Source organism: Actinoplanes sp. NPDC051494 (assembly GCF_044454705.1).
Taxonomy (GTDB): domain Bacteria; phylum Actinomycetota; class Actinomycetes; order Mycobacteriales; family Micromonosporaceae; genus Actinoplanes.
In genome coordinates, this window is the sequence record NZ_JBITDZ010000001.1 from 954,384 (window position 1) to 978,484 (window position 24,101).

Consider the following 24,101-nt stretch of genomic DNA (forward strand, 5'->3'; position numbering starts at 1 on the left):
GCGGCGGGAATCGTCAGCCGGCGCGCAAGGTGCGAATAATCAGCACGTAGTGGTGGGTCACGTACGGAAGCATGCCACTGCCAGCCCGATTTTGGGACGGAAGTCCAGACTCCGGGACGGGTTAGGGTGCGATGTGAGCTACTCCCGCACTCTGACGTTCGCCACCACCTACAACTTCCGCGACGTGGGCGGTTACCACGGCATCGACGGCCGTACGGTCCGCTGGCGGCGGCTGTTCCGCTCGGACTCGCTGCACCGCCTGAAGGGCGACGACCTCGCGACGTTCGAGGCACTCGGCGTCCGGACCGTGATCGACCTGCGCCGGGTCGTCGAGGTCACCGAGAACGGCCGGGTCCCGGAAGCCGATGGCCTCGACTACCACAACCTGGTCATCGAGCACGTCGACTGGCAGAGCGTGCCGGAACCGGCGGACCTGCCGCACGAGCGGTGGCTCGCGGACCGCTATCTCAACTTCGCCGAGGACGGCCGGGCCGGGCTCGCCGCGGCGCTCACGCTCATCGCCGACCCCGCGGCTGCGCCGGCGGTCGTGCACTGCATGGCCGGCAAGGACCGTACGGGCGTGGTGTGCGCGTTGGCACTGTCCCTGCTCGGGGTCTCGGACGAGGACATCGCCGCGGATTACGCGCTGACCCAGGCGTCGATGGCCTCGCTGTCCGACTATCTGCGGAAGTCCAGGCCGCACCTGATCCAGGACAAGTACCACATGTACAACTGCCCGGCCGACGCGATGCACCTCTTCCTCGGCGACCTGCGTGCCCGCTACGGCTCAGTGCCCGCGTACGTCCGGGAGATCGGCGTCTCCGACCAGCAGGTGGCCGCCATGCGCGACCACCTGCTGGATCCGGCCTAGCCCTGCTCAGTCCTGGGGGACCCGGTGGACCCAGCCGAACGGGTCCTCCGCCCGGCCCCGCTGGATGTCGGTCAGCTGCTGGCGCAGGCCCATCGTGACCTCACCCGAACTGCCGTCGGCCACGGTGAACTCGCCCTCCGGGGACTTCACCGTGCCGATCGGCGTGATCACCGCGGCCGTGCCACAGGCGAACGTCTCCCGGATCCGGCCCGACCGCGCACCGTCGCGCCACTCGTCGAAACTCACCGGCCGCTCCTCGACCCGGCGCCCGGCCCGCTGTGCCAGCTTCAGCACCGAATCCCGGGTGATGCCCGGCAGGATCGTGCCGGTCAGCGGCGGCGTCACCAGCGTCCCGTCGTCCTGCACGAAGACGATGTTCATGCCCCCGAGCTCGTCGATGTACTTACGCTCGACGGCGTCCAGGTAGACCACCTGGTCACAGCCGTGCTCGATGGCCTCGGCCTGAGCGGACAGCCCGGCCGCGTAGTTACCGCCACACTTCGCGGCACCGGTCCCACCAGGGGCGGCCCGGGTGTAATCCGGCGTCACCCACACGGTCACCGGCTTCACCCCACCACTGAAATACGCACCCACCGGCGACGCGATGACAAGGTAGAGATATTCCATCGCGGGGCGAACGCCGAGGAAGACCTCACTCGCGTACGCGAAAGGCCGCAGGTAGAGGCTGCCTTCCTCGCTCTGCGGGATCCACTGCCGGTCGATCGTGATGATCCGGTGCAGCGACTCGATGAACGTCTCGACGGGCAGCGCCGGCATCGCCATCCGCTGAGCCGACTGGGCGAACCGCTTCGCGTTGGCATCCGGCCGGAACATCGCGATCCCGCCGTCGGGCAACGTGTACGCCTTCAGACCCTCGAAGATCTCCTGGGCGTAGTGCAGCACCGCGGCCGCCGGATCCATCGGGATCGGAGCACGAGCCTCCACCCGGGGCTCATACCACCCCTTACCCTCCGCATAACGGACGGTGACCATATGGTCGGTGAAGATCCGCCCGAAGCCCGGGTTGGTCAGCATCGACGCGCGGTCCGCGTCGCTTACGGGCGCCGGATTCGGACGAATCTCGAAGTCGAGGTTGTCACCACCGCTCATGGCAGCAGACCTGCTTTCTCTCACAATGAAGAATGGAATCGAGCATGAGGGAGCACCCGCAGTGCCCCATGAATTTACCCCGAACGGCCGTTAACAGCGGAGCCCAGCCCAGGACGTAACCAGCCGGTCACGCACAGCAAGTTAGTGGGCGGCCGCAGGGTGGTACGACCCGCGCACCCGCCGGCAACAACCTGGACCACGCCGACCTACGCGGGCTGTTCGCCCCCGAACTCGCCACCACGTCGACTGTTCACGCACGTGACCGTCAGGCGCTTGCCTATCGCGCTCTGGCGTCGGGCTCTTGGCCGTCGGGCGCGGCACCTTTTGGGCATCGTCGCCGACGCGCGCTCCGGCGTTGGCCGCCCTTGCGCGCTACCAGGCCTTGGCGCGCTTTGCACACCCCAGGAACTGGGCCACCCTGCGGGCCTCGAGACCCTGGCCACCCCTTGCGGGCTTCAGAGCATTCACCGCTCCTGGCCCCGCCTACAGCCCTCGAAGCCCTGGCCGCCCTGCAGACTGAGAACCCTGGCCCTGCCCTGTAGCTCTCGGAACCTTGGCCCCGCTTGTGGGCTTCGGAGCTGGAGCCGCCGGCCGGAGTTCGGGCCATCAGGCCTGGTCGGAACTGGTGCCGCCCGGGCCGGCTTGATCGGCGCGGATGCCTTGCCGCCTGATGGGCGGCGGGTGGGATCAGGCGGCCGCGGTGGCGGCGACCCGGTCCCCGACCTCGGCGGTACGCAGCGGCGCTCCCGGGGCACGGGAAGCGACCTCGGCCGCGACCGCCTCGGATACTCGCCGGGCCTCGTCGGGGTGACCGAGATGCTCGAGCAGCAGCGCCGCGGACAGGATCGCGGCGGCCGGATCGGCGATGCCCTGACCGGCGATGTCCGGCGCGGACCCGTGCACCGGCTCGAACGTCGACGGGTACTTCCGCTCCGGGTTGACGGAGCCGCTGGCAGCCATGCCGATGCCACCGGTGACGGCAGCGGCGATGTCGGTGATGATGTCACCGAAGAGGTTGTCGGTCACGACCACGTCGTAACGCTGCGGGTTGCTCACCATGAACATGCTCGCGGCGTCGATGTGCTGATATTCGGTCGCGACCTCGGGGAACTCGGCGGCGACAGCCTTGAAGGTGCGCGCCCAGAGCCCTCCGGCGTGAGTGAGCACGTTCGTCTTGTGAACGAGCGTCAGATGCCGCCGCTCCCGCCGCTGAGCCCGGCTGAAGGCGTCCCGCACGACCCGCTCGACGCCGTACCGCGTGTTGAGGCTCTCCTCAGTCGCGATCTCGGCCGGGGTGTCCTTGTGCAGCACCCCGCCGGCGCCGACGTAGAGGCCCTCGGTGCCCTCCCGGACAACCACCATGTCGATCTCACCGGGTTTGATCCCGGAGAGCGGACTGACGGTCCCGGGCCACAACCGCGACGGGCGAAGATTCACATACTGGTCGAAGTCGAAGCGAAGCTTGAGCAGGAGGCCCCGCTCGAGCACGCCGGGCGGCACACTGGGGTCGCCGATCGCACCGAGCAGAATGGCGTCGTGGCCGGCCAGCTCGTCCTGCACGGCCTGCGGAAGGACCTCGCCGGTGCGGTTGTAGAGGCGGGCGCCGAGGTCATACTCGTTGTATTCGGCGCCGGGAAGAACGGCCTCGATAACCTTGCGAGCCTGCGCGGTCACCTCGGTCCCGATGCCGTCACCGGCCACCACCGCGATCCGCGCCACCGTCACGTCCACTCCCTCGCTCGTACCGACCGGTCGAGCCTAGCCGCCTGTCCCGATCTTCGGTACGCCGGTCCCAGAGTGTGGTTAAGCGTTCGTTCAGCCAGGTGACTCGTCACCACTGTTCCAACAGGCCACAGCCCCGGCCAACGGATCAAGCCGCGCACCGGAAGCGGTGCTTTCGCAGGAGCCCTGCGGGGAAGGCCGAGAGCGGCCGGCCGGCAGAAGCAGCGGCTCCGGGCTCGGCGGCTCCGGGTTCGCGCGGGCCGGGTTCGGCGGCTCCGGGTTCGCGCGGGCCGGGTTCGCGCGAACCCGGCCTGGCAGAGCGGGTTCCGCGCGGGCTGGATCTGGCAGAGCGGGCGGGCCGGGCGGGCGCGGCGGGCGTCAGGGGCCGGACGCGAACAACCCCCGCTGATCGCGGCAACGATCGCGGGGGCTGTCACGACGAGTACGCGTGGCTCGCGCCCGCCGAGGGTGCAACCACCACACGGGACAACCACGGAGATGTCACCCGAAGACAAATCCGCCGCGCCCGCACGGCATGGACCAACGCTAGCGATGCGGACTAATCTCGCGCAAGACGCATCCCCCGCGTGTCGGCGCGACAATGGGATGTCTCGGTCGCTTGTATGGCACCATGCGCCGGTGAGTTTCGACCTCGTGGTGTGGGCCATGGACAACGCGGACCTGCCGGACGACGTGCGGGCAGCCAACGCACGCTGCGCTCGCGGTGAGCACCCACAACGGCCGGCCGATCCGCGCGTCGTCGCCTTTTATGACGCCCTGACCAGCGCTTACCCGGACCGGGGGCCCCGGGCCACCCTCGACGGCTCGCCCTGGGCCACCGCACCGCTGCACGCCGCCGCCGACCACATCACGATGCGCCTGGACGAACGGTGCCCGGACGCCGTACTCGAAACGATCGAGCGACTCGCCGGTGAGCTGAATCTGGATCTGCTCGACCTGCAGGACGGCACCGTCTATCCCCCGCCGGTGAAGGCGCGCTGACCATTCCTCTCACTCCTCGCGCAAGTCGACGATGCTGCCTCTGGCCGAGCCGATCGCTTCCGCGACCGTCGACAGCAGTTCGGCGTCCACCGAGGAGTCCACGGTCAGGGCCATCAACGCCTCGCCACCAGCCTCCCGCCGGGCGACCTGCATAGCCGCGATGTTGACGCCCGACTGCCCGAGGATCGAACCGATCCGGCCGACCATGCCCGGCCGGTCGGCGTAGCGGAAGAACAACAGCACTCCGCCCGCACCGAGCTCCAGCTCGAACTCGTCCAGCCGGGTCAGCTTGCGGATCTCACGGCCACCGGCCACCGCCACCGTCCCGGCAACACTCACGCTGCGCCCGTCGGGCAGCGCACCTCGTACGGTGACGAGGTTGTCGTGTTCGGAGGCCTCGCGGTCGACAAAGAGCTCGACCTCGACGCCGCGGTCCGCCGCGATCTGCGGGGCGTTCACATAGGTGACCCGCTCCTCCACAACGGACGCGAAGAGACCCTTGGTGGCGGCGAGCTTGAGGACCGCCACCTCATGGGAGACGATCTGGCCGCGCACCTCGACCGTCACGCCGGCCGCGATCCCACCGGCCACCGCGGTGAAGACCTTGCCGAGCCGTTCGGTCAGCCCCAGCAGCGGGCGGACGTCCTCGTCCACGACGCCACCGGCCTGCACGTTGACCGCGTCGGGCACGAACTCGCCCTGCAGCGCCAGCTTGACGCTGCGCGCGACGGCGAGCCCCGCCTTGTCCTGCGCCTCGACGGTCGACGCGCCCAGATGCGGGGTCACCACGACGTTGTCGAAACCGAACAGCGGCGAGGACGTGGCGGGTTCGGTCACGAACACGTCGAGACCGGCGCCCGCCACCCGACCCTCTGCCAGGGCGTCGGCGAGGGCCTGCTCGTCGATGAGACCGCCACGGGCGGCATTGATGATGCGCACGCCGGGTTTGACGGTCGCCAGCTCTTTCTCCCCGATCATGCCCAAGGTCTCCGGGGTACGCGGTAGGTGCACCGAGATGAAGTCACTCTCACGCAGCAACTCGTCCAGCCCCACCAGGCGTACGCCCAGTTGCGCCGCCCGGGCCGGCTGGATGTAGGGGTCGTACGCGATCAGCCGGGTTCCGAACGCCGCCATGCGCTGCGCGAAGAGGACGCCGATCCGGCCGAGCCCGACCACTCCGACGATCTTGCCCTGCAGCTCGACGCCGGTGTAGCGCGAGCGTTTCCATTCCCCGCGTTTGAGCGCCGCGCTCGCACTTGCCGTGTTGCGGGCGACGCTGAGCAGCAGAGCGATGGCCTGCTCGGCGGCCGAGACGATGTTGGAGGTCGGTGCGTTGACGACCATGACGCCACGGGACGTCGCCGCCATGACGTCCACATTGTCCAGACCGACGCCGGCGCGGGCGACCACCTTGAGCCGGGAGGCGGCGGCGAAGGCCTCGGCATCGACCTGGGTGGCGCTCCGCACGATCAGCGCGTCGGCCTCGGGAAGCACGCGGAGCAGGGCGGACCGGTCGGTCCCGTCGACGTGTCGCACGTCGAAATCGAAGGCCAGGACATCGAGGGCGGCGGGGGCAAGTTCTTCAGCGATCAGTACGACGGGAGTCATGAGTCTCCATCTCGCAGATCATCGGGCGGTGCTGGGCAGGGGGCCGGAAACCACGTTATGTCATCACGCGATAACAGTCCTCACACGCTGGAAATGTGCCGGCGCATTCGTCACGGTGATGCCGCCGGATCGACGACCATCGGGTGTCCGCCCATCCTGCACGGCCGGCCGCGGCGGGCCGGCCGTTGTCCACAGGGACCGCGGGCGGTCGGGCCGGGTTATCCACAGGGCCCCCACCCCCTTGCCGCCCGGCCGATAACCTCCTGACATGACGACAGCCCCGGCCGACGAACCCGGCGACGAGACCGACGAGACCGACGAGGTCTCGACGCACGCGGTGCCGCAGCCGCCCCTCCGCGTGCCCTTCGGCGCCGTGGTCTCGGCCACCTTCCTGGTCGTGCTCGCGGTGCTGCTGGTCATCGCCACCACCGTCTCGCTGGTGGTGACCACCGGCTTTTCCGAGATCACCGGCGACAGCGTCGGCGAGGCCGCCGGTCAAGGGCTGCTCACCGCGTTGTTCGCGGCATGCGCCGCGATGGTGGCGGCGGTCGCCTGGTCCCTGGTGCGCGACGGCTCCACGATCGGCGTGCACCTGACCGGAGCGCTGGTCGTGCTGGCGGGATTGATCAGCCTCGTGCAGGGCGTGCTGGACGAGACCAACAACGACGGTGTCCGTTACGGACTGCTCGCGCTGATCCTGGGGCTGGGGATCACTCTGCCCATCCTGACCGGGCAGAGCCCGCTGTACCTCGCGGCCCGGCGGGTCTGGGCGGAGGCGGAGAGGGACTGGCTCAACGAACTGGCGGATTCGGGCACCCCGCTACCGCCGGCGGCCTACCAGCCATGGCAGAGCCCGTACCCGGCCACTCCACCGCCGGGCCAACCCTGGACTCCTTATACGACGCAGCCGCAGCAGCCCTACCCCGCCCAGCCGACGCAAGCCCAGCCGACGCAAGGCCAGCCGACGCAAGGCCAGACATACCAAGCCCAGCCGTATCCCGCCCAGCCGTATCCCGCCCAGCCTTACCCGGGCCAGCCTTACCCAGGCCAGCCGGGCCCGTGGCCGCAACCGGGCCAGCCGGGGCAGGGGCCATGGCAGCCGGGCCAACCGGGCAACCCCGGCCCGTGGCAGCCAGGCCAGCCAGCCCCGTGGCAGGAGCCGGGCCAGCCGGGCCAACCCGCGCCCTGGCAGGAGCCGGGCCAGCCGGGCCAGCCGGGCCAGCCAGCCTCGTGGCAGGAGCCGGGCCGGCCGGGCCAGCCCGCGCCCGCGACGCCGGTCTGGACCCAGCAACCCGCGCAGGCATCGCCGGAGCCGGCGGCACCAGCGGCGGCACCGGCAGCAGCAACGCCCCCGACGGCGGCGGCCCCAACCGCTGCGGCGGCGACGGCGGCAGCACCTGCGGCTGCGGCTGCGCCACCCGGGCCGCAGACCTGGCCGGGACAGCACGTTGCCGGCCCGGCGGTCCCTGAGCAGGTCACGGCCGTTACCCACCCGCCTCAGGCGACGGCCCAGCAGGCTCCGACCGAGTACATTCCCGCGTCCACCCCGCCGGAGTGGGGGCCGGAGTGGGGGCCGGTGCGGGATCCCGGACCGGGGAACGAGCGGCCCGAGTCGCCGGAGGAGCGCTGACATGGGCGAGTTCGATCTGACCTATGCGGAAGTGGGCGCCACCCGGGACGCCGAGTTGCCCGCCGGGTACGGGCATGTCCGGCTGGATGTGTCGATCGGGGCCGGGCGGGAGGCGTTCGAGCGGGCCGCCGACGGGCTGATGCGCTGGGACATGCATCGTGGTGCCGGCTTCCGGTTCACCGGTTCGCCCGGGGTCGCAGCGCCCGGGACGGTGGTGGCGCTGCGGCTCGGGGTCGGGCCGGTCGGGCTGCGGGTGCCGTGCAAAGTGGTCTACGTCATCCAGGAGCCGGATCGGCGGGGCTTCGCTTACGGGACGCTGCCCGGTCATCCGGAGCGGGGTGAGGAGGCGTTCGCCGTTCAGCTGACCGGATCGGGGGATGTCCGGGCGCAGATCTGGGCGTTCTCACGGCCCGCCACGCTGCTGGCTCGGGCCGGCGGGCCGGCTACCCGGCTGGTCCAGGCCTACTTCACGAAACGCTATGCGCAGGCTCTGCGGCGCATCGCCAACCCGGGCGGGTAGGCGCAGAAACGGAGAACCGGCAAGCGCCGCCACGCTCGCCGGTTGGGTGTTGTCAGACCTTCTGGCGCGGGATGGAGTTGCGGACGATCGGGGGGAACGGCGCGAGGCCGGCCGACGCCCGGCCGTCGAACTGGCGGAAGGTCAGGGCTTCCGCGTCCAGGCCGTCGTAGAGGAGTTCGAGGTCCAGGCTGCCCACCGGCGGATAGACCCGTTCCCTCGGGGGTTCCTGACCCACCTCGAGGGCGCCCTGGGAGACCATGAAGTCGACGATGGCCTGACGGACCGACGGTGGGGTCACCGGGGAGTGGAACACGACGTTGAGGGCCTGCATGCGCATGCCCTGGACGTGGTCCTCCCCCTTGTTGTCGTGGAAGTGCGGGTTACGGGTCTCGATCTGCATGATCGGCACCGAGCTGGCCATCACGTCCGGGTCGTTACTCTCCAGGACGCCGCCGAACTGCTCGAACAGGTCCATGTACTCGTAGGGCTCGACCGCGAAGCCGCCCGCGAGCCGCAGTTTGAGGCCCAGGTCGAGGCTCATGGCGTGTTCGCCCGCGTTGCCGGTGGCGATCACCTCGGTGCCGAAGCCGGAGTACTCGGCCATGAACTTGTTGAGCCACTCGTTGGTGATCTGGGAGCTGCGGCCCTTGCGGCTGAAGAACAGCCGGCCGTCGCGGAGTTTGGGCTTCGAGTGCCAGGAGATGCGGACCATCGAGTACGGGCTGTCGGCCAGATGGAGGCCCGCCGCGTACGCCTTGCAGTACTCGTTGACCGCGCCCGGTACGTAGTTGTCCGCGTCGACGTAGCCGAGGTAACGGCGGCCGGTCATCGCCGCCACCGCCATGCCGATCAGCATGGCCTCGCCCTTGCCGTTGCGGACCAGACCGTCGTCGCCGATGAGCTCTTCCATGCCGGCCGCTTTGAAGGCCGCCGCGAGTCCGGGGTCCTTCTGATGGACGGCAATGGCGGACCGGTTGGCTAGCCGGCAGAACTGCTCGAGTGTCTGTGCCTCGATCTCGTATCGGTCGACCGGCTTCCTGTCGCTGTTCGATACGAGCACAATGAGGCAGTCGTGGGGAATTCCGGAGAGCACGCCTTCGATGACGCTTCGTGTCTCATTCATGCACGGTACGACGATTACCATTTGCGACTCGACAGCGCGCATTGCTTCCGGCGGCACGACGCGGCTACCAGCTGAAAGGTTCCGCTGGCCGGTATCGTGCACGGCGCCCGAGTCGAGCTCGATCACCCTCTGGAGCTCATGAATCCGGACCGCGCCGAAGCGCTCACTCCGGAAAGAATCAGCCAGTCGCATGCGGCGAGGCTACCTGTTCGACACCACCCGCAAGTGCCTGAACAGTGCACAATTCGATGACGACGCCAATCAGGTAAGCGGCACGTAACGCCCACGTTTCAGGTAATCAACCCGTCACGCACTCCGGGCCGCACAGTCATCATGACGATGCGGCCCGGGCGTGGCGTACAGATATCAGGCGGTCTCGGTGAGCGGGCGGTCGACCCAGCTCATCATGCCGCGCAGCTTGTTGCCGGTGACCTCGATCGGGTGGGCCGCGCCCTGCTCGCGGTACTTCTTGAGCAGCGGGCCACCGTTCTCGTCGTCCTCGATCAGCTCACGGGTGAACTGGCCGGACTGGATCTCGGAGAGGATCTTCTTCATCTCCTCCTTGACCCCGGCGTTGATCACGCGCGGGCCACGGGTGTAATCGCCGAACTCGGCGGTGTCCGAGATGCTGTAACGCATCCGCTGGATGCCGCCCTCGTACATGAGGTCGACGATCAGCTTGAGCTCGTGCAGGCACTCGAAGTAGGCGATCTCGGGGGCGTAACCGGCCTCGGTCAGCACCTCGAAGCCGGTCTGCACCAGCGCGGCCGCGCCACCGCAGAGGACCGCCTGCTCGCCGAACAGGTCGGTCTCGGTCTCTTCCTTGAACGTCGTCTTGATGACGCCGGCGCGGGTGCCACCGATCGCCTTCGCGTACGACAGGGCGAGCGCCTGCGCGCCACCGGTCGGGTCCTGCTCGACGGCGATGAGCGCGGGCACACCCTTGCCGTCGACGTACTGGCGGCGGACGAGGTGGCCGGGGCCCTTGGGGGCGACCATGGCCACGTCGACGTCGGCCGGCGGCTTGATCAGCTCGAAGCGGATGTTGAGGCCGTGACCGAAGAAGAGGGCCTTGCCCGCGGTCAGGTGGGGCTCGATCGACTCGGTGTAGATCTTGCGCTGCGCGGTGTCCGGAGCGAGCACCATGATCACGTCGGCCCAGGCGGAGGCCTCGGCCGGGGTGAGGACCTTCAGGCCCTGCTCCTCCGCCTTGGCGCGGCTCTTGGAGCCGTCCTTCAGACCGATCACGACGTCGACGCCCGAGTCGCGCAGCGACAACGAGTGGGCGTGACCCTGGCTGCCGTACCCGATCACGGCGACCTTGCGCCCCTGGATGATGGACAGGTCGGCGTCGTCGTCGTAGAACGTTTCCGCGGTCATGACTTCCCTTTCAAATGGAAATGCTGATCAGGCGGCGCGAAGCGCTGGGCCGGTGGTAATGGAGCGCGAGCCGCGGCCGATGGCCACCAGGCCGGACTGCACCATCTCTTTGATGCCGAACGGCTCGAGATCGCGCAGCAACGCGTCCAGCTTGTCGGGGTTGCCGGTCGCCTCGATCGTGAGGGTGTCCGGTGCGACGTCGATCACCTTCGCCCGGAAGAGTTCGACGGTCTCGAGCACCTGGCCGCGCACGGCGCGTTCGGCGCGCACCTTGACCAGCAGGAGCTCGCGCTGGACCGACTGCTGCGGGTCCAGCTCGACGATCTTCAGGACGTTCACCAGCTTGTTGAGCTGCTTGGTCACCTGCTCCAGGGGTGAGGAGTCGGCGTTGACCACGATCGTGATGCGGCTGACGTCCGGGTTCTCCGTCTCGCCGACCGCCAGGGAGTCGATGTTGAAGCTCCGCCGCGAGAAGAGGCCGCTCACCCGGGCGAGGACGCCGGGCTTGTTCTCGACCAGCACGGAGAGTGTGTGTTTGTTGAGGGTGCTCACAGGTCGTCCTCTTCGAAGGCGGGGCGCACGTCCCGGGCGAACATGATCTCGTCGTTGCTCGTGCCGGCGGCCACCATGGGCCAGACCATGGCGTCCTTGCCGACCGTGAAGTCGATGACCACGGGCCGGTCGTTGATCTCCATGGCCGCCTTGATGGTGGCGTCCACCTCGTCCTTGGACTCGCAGCGCAGCCCGACGCAGCCCAGCGCCTCGGCGAGCTTCACGAAGTCGGGGATGCGGTGCTTGTGGGTGCCCAGCTCGGTGTTGGAGTAGCGGCCCTCGTAGAACAGGGTCTGCCACTGCCGGACCATGCCGAGGTTGCCGTTGTTGATGACCGCGACCTTGACCGGGATGCCCTCGAGCGCGCAGGTGGCGAGCTCCTGGTTGGTCATCTGGAAGCAGCCGTCGCCGTCGATCGCCCAGACCGCGGTGTCGGGCCGGCCGACCTTGGCGCCCATCGCGGCGGGCACCGCGTATCCCATGGTGCCGGCGCCACCCGAGTTGAGCCAGGTGCCCGGCTTCTCGTACTTGATGAACTGCGACGCCCACATCTGGTGCTGGCCGACGCCGGCGACGTAGACGGCGTCCGGGCCGACCAGCTCGCCGATCCGCTCGATCACGTACTGCGGGGCGAGCGTGCCGTCGGTGGGCTCGTCGTAGCCGAGCGGGTAACGCTCGCGCAGGTCGTTGAGCGCGGCCCACCAGGGATCGATGGCGCTGGGCCCGGTGATCGCGGCGATCAGCTCGTCGATGACGTGCCGCGCGTCGCCCACGATCGGGACGTCGGCGTGCCGGTTCTTGCCGATCTCGGCCGGGTCGATGTCGGCGTGCACCACCTTGGCGTCCGGGGCGAACGAGTCGAGCTTGCCGGTCACCCGGTCGTCGAAGCGGGCGCCGAGCACGATCAGCAGGTCGGACTTCTGCAGCGCGTACACCGCGGGGACGGTGCCGTGCATGCCGGGCATGCCCAGGTGCTGCGGGTGCGAGTCGGGGAACGACCCGAGCGCCATCAGCGTGGTGACCACCGGGATGCCGGTGAGCTCGGCGAGTTTGCGCAGCCCGTCGGTGGCGCCGGCCTTGAGCACGCCGCCGCCGACGTACAGCACCGGGCGCTTGGCGGCGGCGATCAGCCGGGCCGCCTCGCGGATCTGCTTGCCGTGCGGGTGCAGCGTCGGCCGGTAGCCGGGCAGGTCGAGCACCGGCGGCCAGGCGAATGTGGTCTGCGCCTGCTGCACGTCCTTGGGGATGTCCACGAGCACGGGACCCGGGCGCCCGGTCGACGCCAGGTGGAAGGCTTCCGCCAGGACCTCAGGGATCTCCTCAGGCGTCTGGATCAGGAAGTTGTGCTTCGTGATGGGCAGGGTGATGCCCTGGATGTCCGCTTCCTGGAAGGCGTCCGTCCCGATCGAGGGCCGGGACACCTGTCCGGTGATCGCCACGATCGGCACCGAGTCCATGTAGGCGTCGGCGATCGCGGTGACCAGGTTGGTGGCGCCCGGGCCGGAGGTGGCGATACAGACGCCGACCTTGCCGGTGGCCTGGGCGTATCCGGTGGCGGCGTGACCCGCGCCCTGCTCGTGGCGGACGAGGATGTGCCGGATCTTGGAGTCGTACAGCGGGTCGTACGCCGGCAGGATCGTGCCGCCGGGGATGCCGAAGACGACCTCGACGCCGAGCGCCTCGAGCGACCGCACGAGCGAACTGGCGCCGGTGACCGCGGTCGGCGCGACCGGGGTTACGGCGGGCGTCACGGTGGCCGCGGCGACGGTGGCCGGGGTAGCTCGGTGGGCGAGGGACTCGGGCGTGGGTCTAGTCATGGCTTGAGACCTTCAGTCGGTTTTAGGTCGTCCCGGAGCAACAAAAAAGGCCCGCGTGCTTTCGCACGGGACCTAGCGCACTGCCCAGAAACTCAGCGGGGGCAGCGCGCTCAACTAAGTACTACGAGGAACGACGAACACATGCGGCTAAGACTGCCCCATCTCACGTGGTGCGTCAACTGATCTCACATCTTGGTCACCCGAAAAGGACGGGTCGGTCGGCAGAACGGCCCTGACCTGCCGCATCCCGGGTCCGAGCATGACGATCTGGCTGCGCGCCGGTGCGCTCGGCGTAACACTGGGACGCGCCCGCGCGACGGGTACCGGACGGGTCGCCGACTGCCGCGCGTTGCGCAACTGGGCCTCCAGGTGCTCGGGTGGCACGCCCCAGCCGAACAGCGAGCCCTGCCCGAGCCGGCAGCCGGCCTCCTCGACCACCTCGCGCTGCGCCGGGGTGCCGATGCCCTCGGCGAGCACCTCCAGCCCCAGCCGGTGCCCGAGCCGCACCACGACGTCGACCAGCGGCGCGGCCATGCCGGTACGCGACTCGGGCTCGGCCACCAGCGTCTGGTCGATCTTGAGGATGTCCACCGGCAGCTTGCGCAGCTGGCCCAGCGAGGAATACCCGGCGCCGAAATCGTCCAGCGCGATCCGCACCCCGGTGGACCGCAGCTCGACCAGACGCCGGATCAGCTCGTCCATGTCGGTGGCGACGGCGTGCTCGGTGACCTCCAGCACGAGCCGCTGCGGGGGTACGCCGTACTTGCGCAGCACCCGGGCGACCTGACCGGCGTAGTCGGCGGCGTGCAGCTCCTTGGGTGACAGGTTGACCGACACCCACACGTCGTGGCCGGCGGCGAGCCAGCGGGCGAGCTGCGCGCAGGCCTGGTCGAGCACCCACGTGCCGAGCACGCAGATCAGATCCGACTCCTCGGCGACCGGGATGAACTCGACCGGGGGCACCGCGCCCAGCTCCGGATGGGTCCAGCGGAGCAGGGCCTCCGCACCCACCGGGCGTACCGAGGGCAGAGCGACCACCGGCTGGAAGACCAGCCGCAGCTGACCGCGGTCGATGGCCTGGCGCAGTTCGGTCTCCAGCACGCTGTGCCGGCGCAGGAGCTCGTCGTACTGCTTCTGGTAACGCTCGACGCGGTTCTTGCCGCGCTGCTTGGCATAGCGCAGGGCCAGGTCGGCGTCGCGCATCAGCTCGCCGGTGTCACCCGGGGCGGGCGATCCCGCCACGCCGACGCTGGCCGAGAGGAAGACCGGTCCGGCGCCGGTCTCGTAGGGCTCGCAGAGCACGGTGAGCAGCCGCCGGCCGGCCGCGAGGGCCTCGTCGGGGGTGGCCGCCATCAGCACCGCGAACTCGTCGCCGCCGAGCCGGGCCGCCACGTCGCCGTCGCGCAGGTTGCGCCGCAGCCGGTCGCCGACCTCGGCCAGCACCAGGTCGCCGACGTCGTGCCCGCGCATGTCGTTGACGTTCTTGAAGCCGTCGAGGTCGAGGCTGACCAGGGTGCGCCGGCCGGGATCTCGTTCGCGCAGCGCCCGGACCAGGCCGCGGCGGTTGGCGAGCCCGGTCAGCGGATCGGTGTGGGCCAGCTCGCGGAAGTGCGCCTCCCGCTGCCGGAGCAGCAGGGTGTGGTCGCGGACGTCACCGAGCGCCAGATACTGGCGGGTGACCAGCGCGAACCCTTCCACGCAGACACCGAAGAAGCCCCACGCGGTGAACTGGCCACCGGCCAGGATGTGGAACGTGCCGGCGATGATCATGGCGGCCATCGGGACGAACGCGTACCCGGAGCCGCGCTGGATGATGTCCCCGCTGACGGTGACCGGGAGATCCGCGGTGCGGACCCCGCGCGCGACGACGAACAGCCCGGCCGGCAGCAGGACGGCGCTGAACAGTACCAGCGCGGCCGAGCCCTGGCAGATGCCGCTGGACAGCGCGGTGGCGGCGACCGCGACGACGGTCACCCCGGCGGCGACCCGGACCGTGATGTGCCGGGGCCGGTGCGCGTGCATGGCGAGGATCGTGGTGAGGCCGACGGCCACCGCGGCGACACCGGCCGGGAGCAGCACGGAGATGCACTGCACCGGGGTGACGGAACCCAGGATCTTCGTCGGCGGGCAGACCAGCACCCAGCCGACGAACCAGAGCGACGCCGCGATGATCAGGCCGTCGAGCAGGTGCCGCAGCGCCGCCCGGCGGTTCTCGGCGGCTCCGGGCAGCATCAGGGTGCCGGTGAGCAGGGTGACGGTGCCCAGCGCCATGGCCACCGCGACCGTCTGCCCCAGCGTGCGCAGGTGCGGATCGGTGCCGTGCGCCATGATCAGCGCGCTCAGCGCCCCGGCGAGCGCGGCGGCGGTGGTGACGGCGGCGCCGGCGGCCAGCAACTGGTGGGCGCGGCGGGCCGCCCCGGTGTGCCGGCGACCGGAACTGGCCAGCACTGCCACAGCCGGGACAGCGATCAGGAAGCTCGCCAGCCCGGCCAGCTCCACGCCGGACGGTGAGTGCACGGGGACACTCTGCCGTACAACGATCATTTACACGAGACCCGGGGCGTCCCGACCTGTGGACGACGTGCTCCCCGACACGGTGCCGGTCCTTACCGGCGGTGGCAGTATGGAGTAATGCCTGAGCTGCGTTCCCGGACCTCAACACACGGTCGGACGATGGCCGGCGCCCGCGCCCTCTGGCGCGCCACCGGCATGACCGACGACGACTTCGGCAAACCCATCGTGGCGATTGCCAACAGCTTCACCCAGTTCGTACCGGGGCACGTCCACCTCAAGGACATGGGCGGTCTCGTCGCCGACTCCATCGCCGCGGCGGGCGGGGTCGGCCGCGAGTTCAACACGATCGCGGTCGACGACGGCATCGCCATGGGCCACGGCGGCATGCTCTATTCGCTGCCCAGCCGCGAGCTCATCGCCGACGCCGTGGAATACATGGTCAACGCGCACTGCGCCGACGCCCTGGTCTGCATCTCGAACTGCGACAAGATCACCCCCGGCATGCTGATCGCCGCGCTGCGGCTCAACATCCCGACGGTCTTCGTCTCCGGCGGCCCGATGGAGGCCGGCAAGACGGTCGCCATCGAGGGTGTGGTGCACGAGAAGCTCGACCTCGTCGACGCGATGTCGGCCAGTGCCAACGAGAGCGTCACCGACGAGCAGCTCGGCACGATCGAGCGCTCGGCGTGCCCGACCTGCGGTTCGTGTTCCGGCATGTTCACCGCCAACTCGATGAACTGCCTCACCGAGGCGATCGGCCTGGCGCTGCCCGGCAACGGCTCGACGCTGGCCACGCACGCCTCCCGCAAGGCGCTCTTCGAGAAGGCCGGCGAGCTGATCGTCGACATCGCGAAGCAGTACTACGAGAACGACGACGAGAGCGTGCTGCCCCGCAGCATCGCCAACCGGGACGCGTTCGAGAACGCGGTCGCGCTCGACGTGGCGATGGGCGGCTCCACCAACACGGTGCTGCACCTGCTGGCCGCGGCCCGTGAGGCCGAGCTCGACTTCAGCGTCGCCGACATCGACGCCACCTCGCGCCGGGTGCCGTGCCTGGCCAAGGTCGCCCCGAACAGCCCGAAATACCACATGGAGGACGTCCACCGGGCCGGTGGCATCCCGGCGCTGATGGGCGAGCTCAACCGCGGCGGCGCGCTCAGGACGAACGTCCGCTCGGTGCACTCCCCCGACCTGCAGTCGTGGCTCGACGACTGGGACATCCGCGGCGGCAAGCCCACCGAGCAGGCACTTCAACTCTTCCACGCGGCTCCCGGCGGGGTCCGCACCACCCAGCCGTTCTCCACCGAGAACCGCTGGGCGACGCTCGACACCGACGCCGAGGGTGGCTGCATCCGGTCGGTCGAGCACGCGTACACCGTCGATGGTGGCCTGGCCATCCTGTTCGGCAACCTCGCTCCGGACGGCTGCGTCGTCAAGACCGCCGGCGTGGACGAGTCGCTGTGGAAGTTCACCGGCCCGGCCCGGGTCTTCGAGAGCCAGGACGACGCGGTCGACGGCATCCTCGGCAAGCGGGTCCTCGCGGGCGACGTCGTGGTCATCCGCTACGAAGGCCCCCGCGGCGGCCCCGGCATGCAGGAAATGCTCTATCCCACGAGCTTCCTCAAGGGCCGTGGCCTGGGCAAGGCCTGCGCGCTGATCACCGACGGCCGGTTCTCCGGCGGCACGAGCGGCCTCTCCATCGGCCACGTCTCCCCGGAGGCGGCCTCGGGCGGCCTGATCTCGCTCGTCGAGACCGGCGACGAGATCACCATCGACATCCCGGGCCGCTCGATCACACTCAACGTCACCGACGAGGACCTGGCCCAGCGTCGCCACGAGCAGGAACGCCGGCTCAAGCCCTACAGCCCGGTCGACCGGGTCCGCCCGGTCTCCGCCGCGCTGCGCGCCTACGCCTCGATGGCCACCAGCGCCAGCGACGGCGCCTACCGCCGCGTCCCGGAATAAACCGGAACAAGGCGGAACAAGACCGACCACATAAGTACGACCTACGGGTCCCGAAAAGCATCAGCGACCGGCCCGGCCACCACGGATCTCCGTGCGTGGCCGGGCCGGTCGCACGTCCGCCGGGCTCATCCGCCGGCCCGGCGCCGACCCATTACTTGCACCAGTGCAACGATCATCGGATACTTGCCGCGGCCCGTTGGCCTATTACGCTGCGTGAAGACGATGGACGAGGGGGTGCGCGGGGTGCACGGGTCGGAGATGAGGTGGGCGGCCACGCTGCACCGCCTCTGGAGTGCCGTTTCCATGATCAGCGCCCGGGACGAGCTGGCCGAGCTGGTGCTGCCGCCGCTGCTCGGCGAGCCCGGGGTGCTGGCCGTATGGGGGCTGCGGCACGACCGGGACGGCGCCGTCTCCGCGTACCGATGGGCCGGTCTGCCCTTGACGGTCGAAGACCGGCCGTTGGCGCGACGAATCGCTCAGCAGGGCGGGATGGACGGCCCGGGTTTCGAACGGCTCCGCGACCGGGGCGCGCGATCGGCGGTGATCGCAGGCTTCGAGGTGCCGGGTGACGCGCCGGGCACCATCATGGCGATCACCGATGAGCAGGCCGACCCGGACCGGGTCACCGCCTGCCTCGGGCAGGTCATCGACGTGACCCGGGAGGCGGTGCGCCGGCTGCTGTCCGGCCGGGCCGAGGAGGAACAGCAGGTCCGCGATGCCCTGCTGGCCGAGGCCTCGCTGCAGATGGACGCCGTCCTCGACACCACCCAGACCATGCACCGGGTGGCCCGGATGGCGGTGCCGGCCATCGCCGAGGGCTGCCTCGTCTACGTCCGGGAGGACCACAAGCTGGTGCTGCGCAACGGTGTGCACGTCGACATGCGGCGGCTGGACGCCGCGCTCGCCGACCCGCGAACCGCCGGATGCCTGACCGAACTCGCGAGCCAGGCCGTCGACGGGACGCTGCAGCGGGTCCAGGCCGGCCTGCTCGAGACGACCGGGACCCGGACCATCCACGCCCAGGTCCTGCGGGCGCGCGGGCGGGTGCTCGGGGTGCTGCTGTTCCTGTTCGACCGCGACGACGACCGGATCCCACCGCCGGACTTCCTGCGCGACCTCGCCTACCGGGCCGCGCTCGCGATCGACAACGGCGAGCTGTACGAACAGCTCCGCCGCGACGTGGTCACGATGCAGCAGCACCTGCTGCCCAGCCGGCTGCCCGTTGTCGCCGGCCTCACGATGGCCGCGTCGTACGCGGTCGGCGACCGGGTCACCGAGGTCGGCGGCGACTTCTACGACGTGGTGGCCCGCCCGGACGGGGTCGTGTCGGCGCTGATCGGCGACGTGTGCGGCCGAGGCCCGGAGGCCGCGGCCCTGACCGGCATGGCCCGGCACACCCTCGGCACGCTGCTGCAGGAGGGAGTGTCACCGGCCCGCGCGTTCGCCCGCCTCAACGCCGGTCTGCGCCGCGACGGCTCGTGGCGGTTCGTCACCGCCGGGATGGCCACGCTGCGCCCGGCCGCCGGGGGCGGGCTCGGCGTGCGCTACATGTCGGCCGGCCATCCGGTCCCCATCGTGCTGCGCCGCGGCCGGCCCGCCGAGCCCGCCCGGGGCGGCGGGGTGCCACTGGGTGTGCTCCCCCAGCCCCGGATCGGCCACTCCCGGCTGCACCTGGCGCCGGGTGACACCCTGTTGATGTTCACCGACGGGCTGACCGAGAGCCGGGACGGTGACGGGGTGATGTTCGAGCACGAGGCGCTGGCCGCCACGCTCGAACGCCTCCGTGACACCCCGGTCGAGACGCTCGTGCACGAGGTGAGCCAGGCCTCCGCCGCGTTCGGTGGCGCAGGTTCCGATGACATCGCCGTGCTGGCGGTCCGAGCCGGGGAGCCCGACGATGGCTGACCTGATCCTGGTCGTCGAGGACACCGACGAGGACGTCGAGGCGATCGGCCGGGCGATCGGGAAGTCGCACCCGGCGGTCGAGCTGGAATTCCTGCGCTCCGGCGCCGAGGTACTGCCCCGGCTGACCGCCCCCGGCGCGATCCGGCCCCGGCTGGTCCTGCTGGATCTGAACATGCCCGGCGAGGGCGGCCTCGACGTCATCAAACGGGTCCGCTCCGAACCGGCCCTGGCCGGGCTGACGCTCGTCGTGTTCACGTCGTCGGAGGACCAGGCCGAGGCCGACGCCTGTTACGCCGCCGGGGCGGACAGCTACATCTACAAGCCGATCAACTTCGCCCTCTTCCGTACGGTGCTGCAGCAGACCCTGGACTACTGGCGCTCGAGACCCTGATCCTCGGGGAACGTCGCCCACATCGTCGTACCCCCACCGGCGGACTCCTCGGCCCAGGTCCGGCCGCCGTGCCGTTCCACGATCCGCCGCACGATCGCCAGCCCGGCACCCGAGCCGTCCGGCTGATCCGCCTTCGGGTGCAGCCGCCGGAACAGCTGGAACGCCTGCTCCCGCAGGTGCGGCGGCATCCCGAGCCCGTTGTCGCGGACGAACAGCGCCGAACCCTCGCAGCCCACGGCCACCCGGCGCGGACCGTCCACCCGGGCGTACTTGGCGGCGTTGACCAGCAGGTTGACCAGCACCTCGTCGAAGAGCACCGGGTCGGCGGCCAGCATCGGCGCCGGGTCCGGCAGCTCCACCTCGACACCGGCCTCCTCCAGCCGCGGCCCGGCCACCTCCAGCGCGTGCAGCACCGCGGCCCGCAGGTTGACCGGCTCCCGGCGCAGCTCGGTACGCCCGAGACGGGAGTAGTACAGCAGTGCGTTGAGCAGCTCGTCCATCCGGGTCGCGAGGCGCTGGATCGAGTCCAGCCGCCGCACGCTCACCGGGTCCAGCTCGTCGGCCGCGTCCTCGATGATGAACGTCGCGGTGTTGGCGATCCCCCGCAGCGGTTCCTTGAGGTCGTGCGCCGCGGCGTGCGCGAACGAGTCCAGGTCGATGTTGCTGCGGCTCAGCTCGGTGTTCAGGGCCAGCAGCTGCCGGGCGTGCACGACCGCGATCTCCATGAGACCCCGGCCCAGCTCGGTGACCATCGCCACGTCCGTCGCCGACCAGGGCATGCTGCGGCCCCGGACCGAGGCGAGGAACACCGCCGTCGACCCGCGCGGGGTCAGCCGGGTGCCGTGCGGGCCGAGCACCACGGGATTCTCCGGGTCGATGGCCCAGCGCCGGGAGACCGTACGCTCGCGGCGCAGCCAGATGATGTGGTCGCCGGAGGCGCTCAACGGCAGCACCATCGCGCCGTCGAGGCGGTCGGCGTGCACCGCCATCGCCGGCAGATCCTCACCGAGACGGTCGCTGTGCCACAACTCCCCGGCGTTCAGCGACGGCAGCGCGGCTTCAAGAGCGGCCACTGCCACCGCGTCCGGCCCCGCATCCATCCCAGCGCCGTGCACGATGGTCCGGCCACCGGTGCGTACGGCCACCGCGTCGCAGTCGACCACCCGTTCCAGCCCGGCGGGCCCGGCGGCCCACCCGGTGGGCAGATCCGCGGCGACGCTCTCCATCAGCCGGGCGATGACCGTCCGCGACCGTTCCCGGGCCGCCGCCTCGTCGCGCTCCCGCAACGCCGCGAGGTGCAACGACAGCGCCGCCCCGAAGAACTCGCAGGCCGCCCGCAGCTGCGGGCTCAACGGTTGCACGGCCCGCCCGTGACAGGCGATCAGCCCCCACAGCCGGCCGTCACGCAGCAGCGACACCGACATCGACGAGGTCACCCCGATGTTGCGCAGATACTCCAGGTGGAACGGCGACACCGTACGCAGCACCGACAGCGACAGGTCCAGCGGCTCCCCGGTCCCCGGCACGGCCTCGGGCACCAGCCGCTCGGTCACGTCGCCGACGTCCGCGATGATCCGGATCCAGTTCCGCTCGTACAACCGGCGGGCCTGCGGCGGGATGTCGGTGGCCGGGAACCACAGCCCGAGCCACGGCTCCCACTCCGGCACCACTTCCTCTGCGACGACCTCCCCGGGCCCGTCGGTGGACTCGAAGCGGTAGGCGACCACCCGGTCGTACCCGGTGATGGCCCGGACCTCCCGCACCGCGGCCTGGCACGCCTCGGCAACCGTCGCGGCCCGCTGCATCCGCACCAGCGCCTGCCGGATCGGCCCGTAGAACGCGGTGAACTCGTGCGGCGACCCCTGCGCCGGCTCGAACTCCAGCACCAGCAACCCACCGGAGCGGTGCACCGTGACGTCGAAACGCCCGGCCCCCAGCTCGATCGGCATCATCGCGGTCTGCCCGGTGTCCGCGTCGGCCAGTGCCCGCAGCGAGTCCAGCTGCCCGGCGCTCAACAGCCCCTCGCCGACGGGCCCGAGCATCCCCCCGGCGTTGGCGCTGGCCACCACGACCTCGTCCCCGTCCAGCGCGACCAGGGCACCGTACGACTGCACCCCACCGAGCCGGTGAATCGGCTCCCGCACACAATCCGCCAGGTCGAACGGGGTGCCGGTCTCCCGCTCAGCGGCAGAGGTGCGCTCGGACAGCCAGGTCTCGTCAGTCACCCGTCGACATTAGGCCCTAGACGAACCAGCGGTCGTACGGATGGGCGCCCGGCCGGAAACCGAAGGCCTCGACCATGTCGACCGCTTCGGCCAGGCCGTTGCCGACCGCGTCGGGGAGGTGGGCGTCGCTGCCGAAGGTGACCACCTTGCCGCCCTCGTCGCGCCACCAGCCGACGATCGTGGCGGCCAGGGGGATCCGGGTGTTGACCTCCAGGGCCCGGTCGGTGGCGGCCAGGGCGCGCAGGACGTGCCGGAACTCGTCCTCGTAGTGGCCCGGGTCGAACGGGCCGGCCGCCGCCGGCCAGCCGCGGACCGCGTAGTCGATGTGGGCGAGCACCTCGAAAGCGTCCGACCGGGCGACCAGCCGGGCCAGCTCGGCCAGGTATTCGCGGAGCACGTCGGGCGCCGACGTGGTGCCGTAGCGGCCGTTGGCCTCGGCGAGCCGGCCGTCCTCGGCGGGCAGGCAGTGCAGCGAGCCGAGCACCCGTTCGAAGGCTCCGTCGCCGAGCAGACCGGCCACCGCGTCGCCGTGCCGGTGCGGTTCGCCCAGCTCCACGCCGCTGATGATGCGCAATGAGGGGAACAGGTCCCGGCAGCGTTCCAGGGACGCGAAGTAGCCCTCGCGGTCGAGCGGCGGCGGCACCAGGATGCCGTCCGGGCCGGTCAGTTCGCGCCGGATCGCGGACCGGGCGAGGACATCGGCCGCGACCACCCACCGGGAGAAGTCGACGTGCTCGGTGAACGCGATCGCCGGGAGGCCGATCTCGACCGCCCGCGCGCAGGTCTTCTCCATGGCCCCGTTGGTCGCGTCCCAGGACCATTCGCTGTGCACGTGGCCGTCCGCAGGTGTCGTCACCGCACCCACGCTAGATGATCAAAGTTTCCGCTGCGCGCAGAGCACCGAGCAGGGTGAGTGCCAGGGCGCTGGGGCTGCCGGGCTCGGGTTGGTAGACGACGAGGAGCTGGCCCGGGGCGCCGCGCACGTCGAAGGACTGGGAGACGAGGGAGAGCGGCCCGGCGTCGGGATGGACGAGCTCGATGGGGTCCTGGGTCTTGCCGTGCACGGCGTGGGCGGACCAGAGCGCGGCGAAGGCCTCACTCTGCCCGCTGAGCGAACGCACCAGCTCGCTCAGCCGGGCATACCCGGGGTCGAGGCCGCCGGCGTGGCGCAGGCCGGCCACGATCGACGCGGCGAACGTCTCCCAGTCGGCGAAGAACCGGTGGGCCACCGGGTCGAGGAACGTCATGCGGGCCAGGTTGTCGAGCGTCGCGAACGGGGCGAACAGCGCGGCGGCCAGGGCGTTGACCGCGATGATGTCCTTCGCCGGGTTCAGCACGAACGCGGGGGCGGCCGCGAAGCCGTCGAGCAGGTGCGTCAGCGGCGTGCTGACCGTCTCCTGCGGCGTCCGCCGGGTGTCCGGCAGCGTCCCGGCCAGCCGGAACAGGTGCTCGCGGGCCGGGCCGTCCAACCGCAGCGCGCCGCTGATCGCGTCGAGGACCTGCGGGGACGGGCTGCGCTCGCGGCCCTGTTCCAGCCGGGCGTAGTAGTCGCCGTTCATGCCGGCCAGGACGGCGACCTCCTCGCGGCGCAGACCCGCGACCCGGCGCTTGCCGTACGACCGCAGGCCCACCTCGTCCGGGCGCAGCCGGGAGCGGTGCGCGCGGAGGAACTCGCCGAGGTCGTTGCGGCTCACCCTGCCAGGCTAGGCCGCGTCCCGGCGGTGTGCCTGGGTACGTCATGTCCTGGTTACGGCCGTCGGTGGCGG

At 70.6% G+C, this 24,101-nt stretch carries 18 protein-coding genes; 7 read left to right on the forward strand and 11 right to left on the reverse strand.

All coding sequences use genetic code 11. From position 1 onward, the window contains the following. Positions 1-133 precede the first annotated feature (133 nt). Positions 134-871 carry a tyrosine-protein phosphatase gene (locus tag ACIA6A_RS04460; protein ID WP_396095967.1) on the forward strand — a complete coding sequence of 246 codons (738 nt, stop codon included), beginning with the start codon at positions 134-136 and terminating at the stop codon, positions 869-871. Between the two features lie 6 nt (positions 872-877). On the opposite strand, the gene ACIA6A_RS04465 is transcribed toward ACIA6A_RS04460, so the two are convergent. Next, positions 878-1,981, reverse strand: coding sequence for a branched-chain amino acid aminotransferase (locus ACIA6A_RS04465; protein ID WP_396095968.1), 1,104 nt, complete (start codon positions 1,979-1,981; stop codon positions 878-880). Between the two features lie 687 nt (positions 1,982-2,668). Next, positions 2,669-3,706, reverse strand: a complete 1,038-nt coding sequence (locus ACIA6A_RS04470; protein WP_396095969.1) for a 3-isopropylmalate dehydrogenase — start codon at positions 3,704-3,706, stop codon at positions 2,669-2,671. Between the two features lie 663 nt (positions 3,707-4,369). Here ACIA6A_RS04470 and ACIA6A_RS04475 point away from each other — a divergent pair. Next, on the forward strand, positions 4,370-4,705 hold the full coding sequence (locus ACIA6A_RS04475; protein WP_396096450.1) for a hypothetical protein: 336 nt from the start codon (positions 4,370-4,372) through the stop codon (positions 4,703-4,705). 9 nt (positions 4,706-4,714) lie between these two features. On the opposite strand, the gene serA is transcribed toward ACIA6A_RS04475, so the two are convergent. Further along, positions 4,715-6,313 carry a phosphoglycerate dehydrogenase gene (gene serA, locus ACIA6A_RS04480; protein WP_396095970.1) on the reverse strand — a complete coding sequence of 533 codons (1,599 nt, stop codon included), beginning with the start codon at positions 6,311-6,313 and terminating at the stop codon, positions 4,715-4,717. A 268-nt stretch (positions 6,314-6,581) separates the two neighbouring features. On the opposite strand from serA, the gene ACIA6A_RS04485 reads away from it, so the two are divergent. Both ACIA6A_RS04485 and ACIA6A_RS04490 read left to right on the forward strand, forming a co-directional pair. Then, positions 6,582-7,943, forward strand: a complete 1,362-nt coding sequence (locus tag ACIA6A_RS04485; protein WP_396095971.1) for a hypothetical protein — start codon at positions 6,582-6,584, stop codon at positions 7,941-7,943. A 1-nt stretch (position 7,944) separates the two neighbouring features. Beyond that, entirely contained in the window at positions 7,945-8,463 is a 519-nt protein-coding gene (locus ACIA6A_RS04490) for a DUF1990 family protein (RefSeq protein ID WP_396095972.1), read from the forward strand. Between the two features lie 52 nt (positions 8,464-8,515). On the opposite strand, the gene mpgS is transcribed toward ACIA6A_RS04490, so the two are convergent. The 5 genes from mpgS to ACIA6A_RS04515 all read right to left on the reverse strand — a co-directional run bounded on the left by mpgS (position 8,516) and on the right by ACIA6A_RS04515 (position 15,852). After that, complete coding sequence (gene mpgS / locus ACIA6A_RS04495) at positions 8,516-9,778, reverse strand: mannosyl-3-phosphoglycerate synthase (protein WP_396095973.1); 1,263 nt, start codon at positions 9,776-9,778, stop codon at positions 8,516-8,518. Between the two features lie 174 nt (positions 9,779-9,952). Further along, positions 9,953-10,966, reverse strand: coding sequence for a ketol-acid reductoisomerase (gene ilvC, locus ACIA6A_RS04500; protein WP_396095974.1), 1,014 nt, complete (start codon positions 10,964-10,966; stop codon positions 9,953-9,955). A 27-nt stretch (positions 10,967-10,993) separates the two neighbouring features. Continuing rightward, entirely contained in the window at positions 10,994-11,518 is a 525-nt protein-coding gene (gene ilvN / locus ACIA6A_RS04505; protein ID WP_396095975.1) for an acetolactate synthase small subunit, read from the reverse strand. After that, entirely contained in the window at positions 11,515-13,335 is a 1,821-nt protein-coding gene (locus ACIA6A_RS04510) for an acetolactate synthase large subunit (RefSeq protein WP_396095976.1), read from the reverse strand. The genes ilvN and ACIA6A_RS04510 overlap by 4 nt, the downstream gene beginning before the upstream one ends. Positions 13,336-13,482: 147 nt before the next feature. After that, the gene (locus ACIA6A_RS04515) at positions 13,483-15,852 is read right to left on the reverse strand and encodes a putative bifunctional diguanylate cyclase/phosphodiesterase (protein WP_396095977.1); all 2,370 of its coding nucleotides are present in this window, start codon (positions 15,850-15,852) and stop codon (positions 13,483-13,485) included. Positions 15,853-15,966: 114 nt separating this feature from the next. On the opposite strand from ACIA6A_RS04515, the gene ilvD reads away from it, so the two are divergent. The 3 genes from ilvD (at position 15,967) to ACIA6A_RS04530 (ending at position 20,110) form a co-directional block, all read left to right on the forward strand. After that, positions 15,967-17,814, forward strand: coding sequence for a dihydroxy-acid dehydratase (gene ilvD, locus ACIA6A_RS04520; RefSeq protein ID WP_396095978.1), 1,848 nt, complete (start codon positions 15,967-15,969; stop codon positions 17,812-17,814). A 222-nt stretch (positions 17,815-18,036) separates the two neighbouring features. Then, on the forward strand, positions 18,037-19,719 hold the full coding sequence (locus ACIA6A_RS04525; RefSeq protein WP_396096451.1) for a PP2C family protein-serine/threonine phosphatase: 1,683 nt from the start codon (positions 18,037-18,039) through the stop codon (positions 19,717-19,719). Then, complete coding sequence (locus ACIA6A_RS04530; RefSeq protein WP_396095979.1) at positions 19,712-20,110, forward strand: response regulator; 399 nt, start codon at positions 19,712-19,714, stop codon at positions 20,108-20,110. Before ACIA6A_RS04525 ends, ACIA6A_RS04530 begins: the two co-directional genes overlap by 8 nt. Here ACIA6A_RS04530 and ACIA6A_RS04535 read toward each other — a convergent pair. From ACIA6A_RS04535 to ACIA6A_RS04545, 3 genes are read right to left on the reverse strand one after another with little or no spacing between them, the layout of a single operon-like run. Next, the gene (locus tag ACIA6A_RS04535; RefSeq protein ID WP_396095980.1) at positions 20,089-22,335 is read right to left on the reverse strand and encodes an ATP-binding protein; all 2,247 of its coding nucleotides are present in this window, start codon (positions 22,333-22,335) and stop codon (positions 20,089-20,091) included. The genes ACIA6A_RS04530 and ACIA6A_RS04535 overlap by 22 nt on opposite strands. A gap of 16 nt (positions 22,336-22,351) precedes the next feature. After that, entirely contained in the window at positions 22,352-23,191 is an 840-nt protein-coding gene (locus ACIA6A_RS04540) for a PHP domain-containing protein (protein WP_396095981.1), read from the reverse strand. Between the two features lie 10 nt (positions 23,192-23,201). Further along, positions 23,202-24,029, reverse strand: coding sequence for a helix-turn-helix transcriptional regulator (locus tag ACIA6A_RS04545; RefSeq protein ID WP_396095982.1), 828 nt, complete (start codon positions 24,027-24,029; stop codon positions 23,202-23,204). Positions 24,030-24,101 lie beyond the last annotated feature (72 nt).

Coding starts and splice junctions, on each gene's coding strand:
- ACIA6A_RS04465 (WP_396095968.1), bottom strand. CDS start 1,981: ATGAGCGGTGGTGACAACCTCGACTTCGAGATTCGTCCGAATCCGGCG.
- ACIA6A_RS04475 (WP_396096450.1), top strand. CDS start 4,370: ATGGACAACGCGGACCTGCCGGACGACGTGCGGGCAGCCAACGCACGC.
- serA (WP_396095970.1), bottom strand. CDS start 6,313: ATGACTCCCGTCGTACTGATCGCTGAAGAACTTGCCCCCGCCGCCCTC.
- ACIA6A_RS04485 (WP_396095971.1), top strand. CDS start 6,582: ATGACGACAGCCCCGGCCGACGAACCCGGCGACGAGACCGACGAGACC.
- ACIA6A_RS04490 (WP_396095972.1), top strand. CDS start 7,945: ATGGGCGAGTTCGATCTGACCTATGCGGAAGTGGGCGCCACCCGGGAC.
- mpgS (WP_396095973.1), bottom strand. CDS start 9,778: ATGCGACTGGCTGATTCTTTCCGGAGTGAGCGCTTCGGCGCGGTCCGG.
- ilvC (WP_396095974.1), bottom strand. CDS start 10,966: ATGACCGCGGAAACGTTCTACGACGACGACGCCGACCTGTCCATCATC.
- ACIA6A_RS04510 (WP_396095976.1), bottom strand. CDS start 13,335: ATGACTAGACCCACGCCCGAGTCCCTCGCCCACCGAGCTACCCCGGCC.
- ilvD (WP_396095978.1), top strand. CDS start 15,967: ATGCCTGAGCTGCGTTCCCGGACCTCAACACACGGTCGGACGATGGCC.
- ACIA6A_RS04525 (WP_396096451.1), top strand. CDS start 18,037: ATGGACGAGGGGGTGCGCGGGGTGCACGGGTCGGAGATGAGGTGGGCG.
- ACIA6A_RS04530 (WP_396095979.1), top strand. CDS start 19,712: ATGGCTGACCTGATCCTGGTCGTCGAGGACACCGACGAGGACGTCGAG.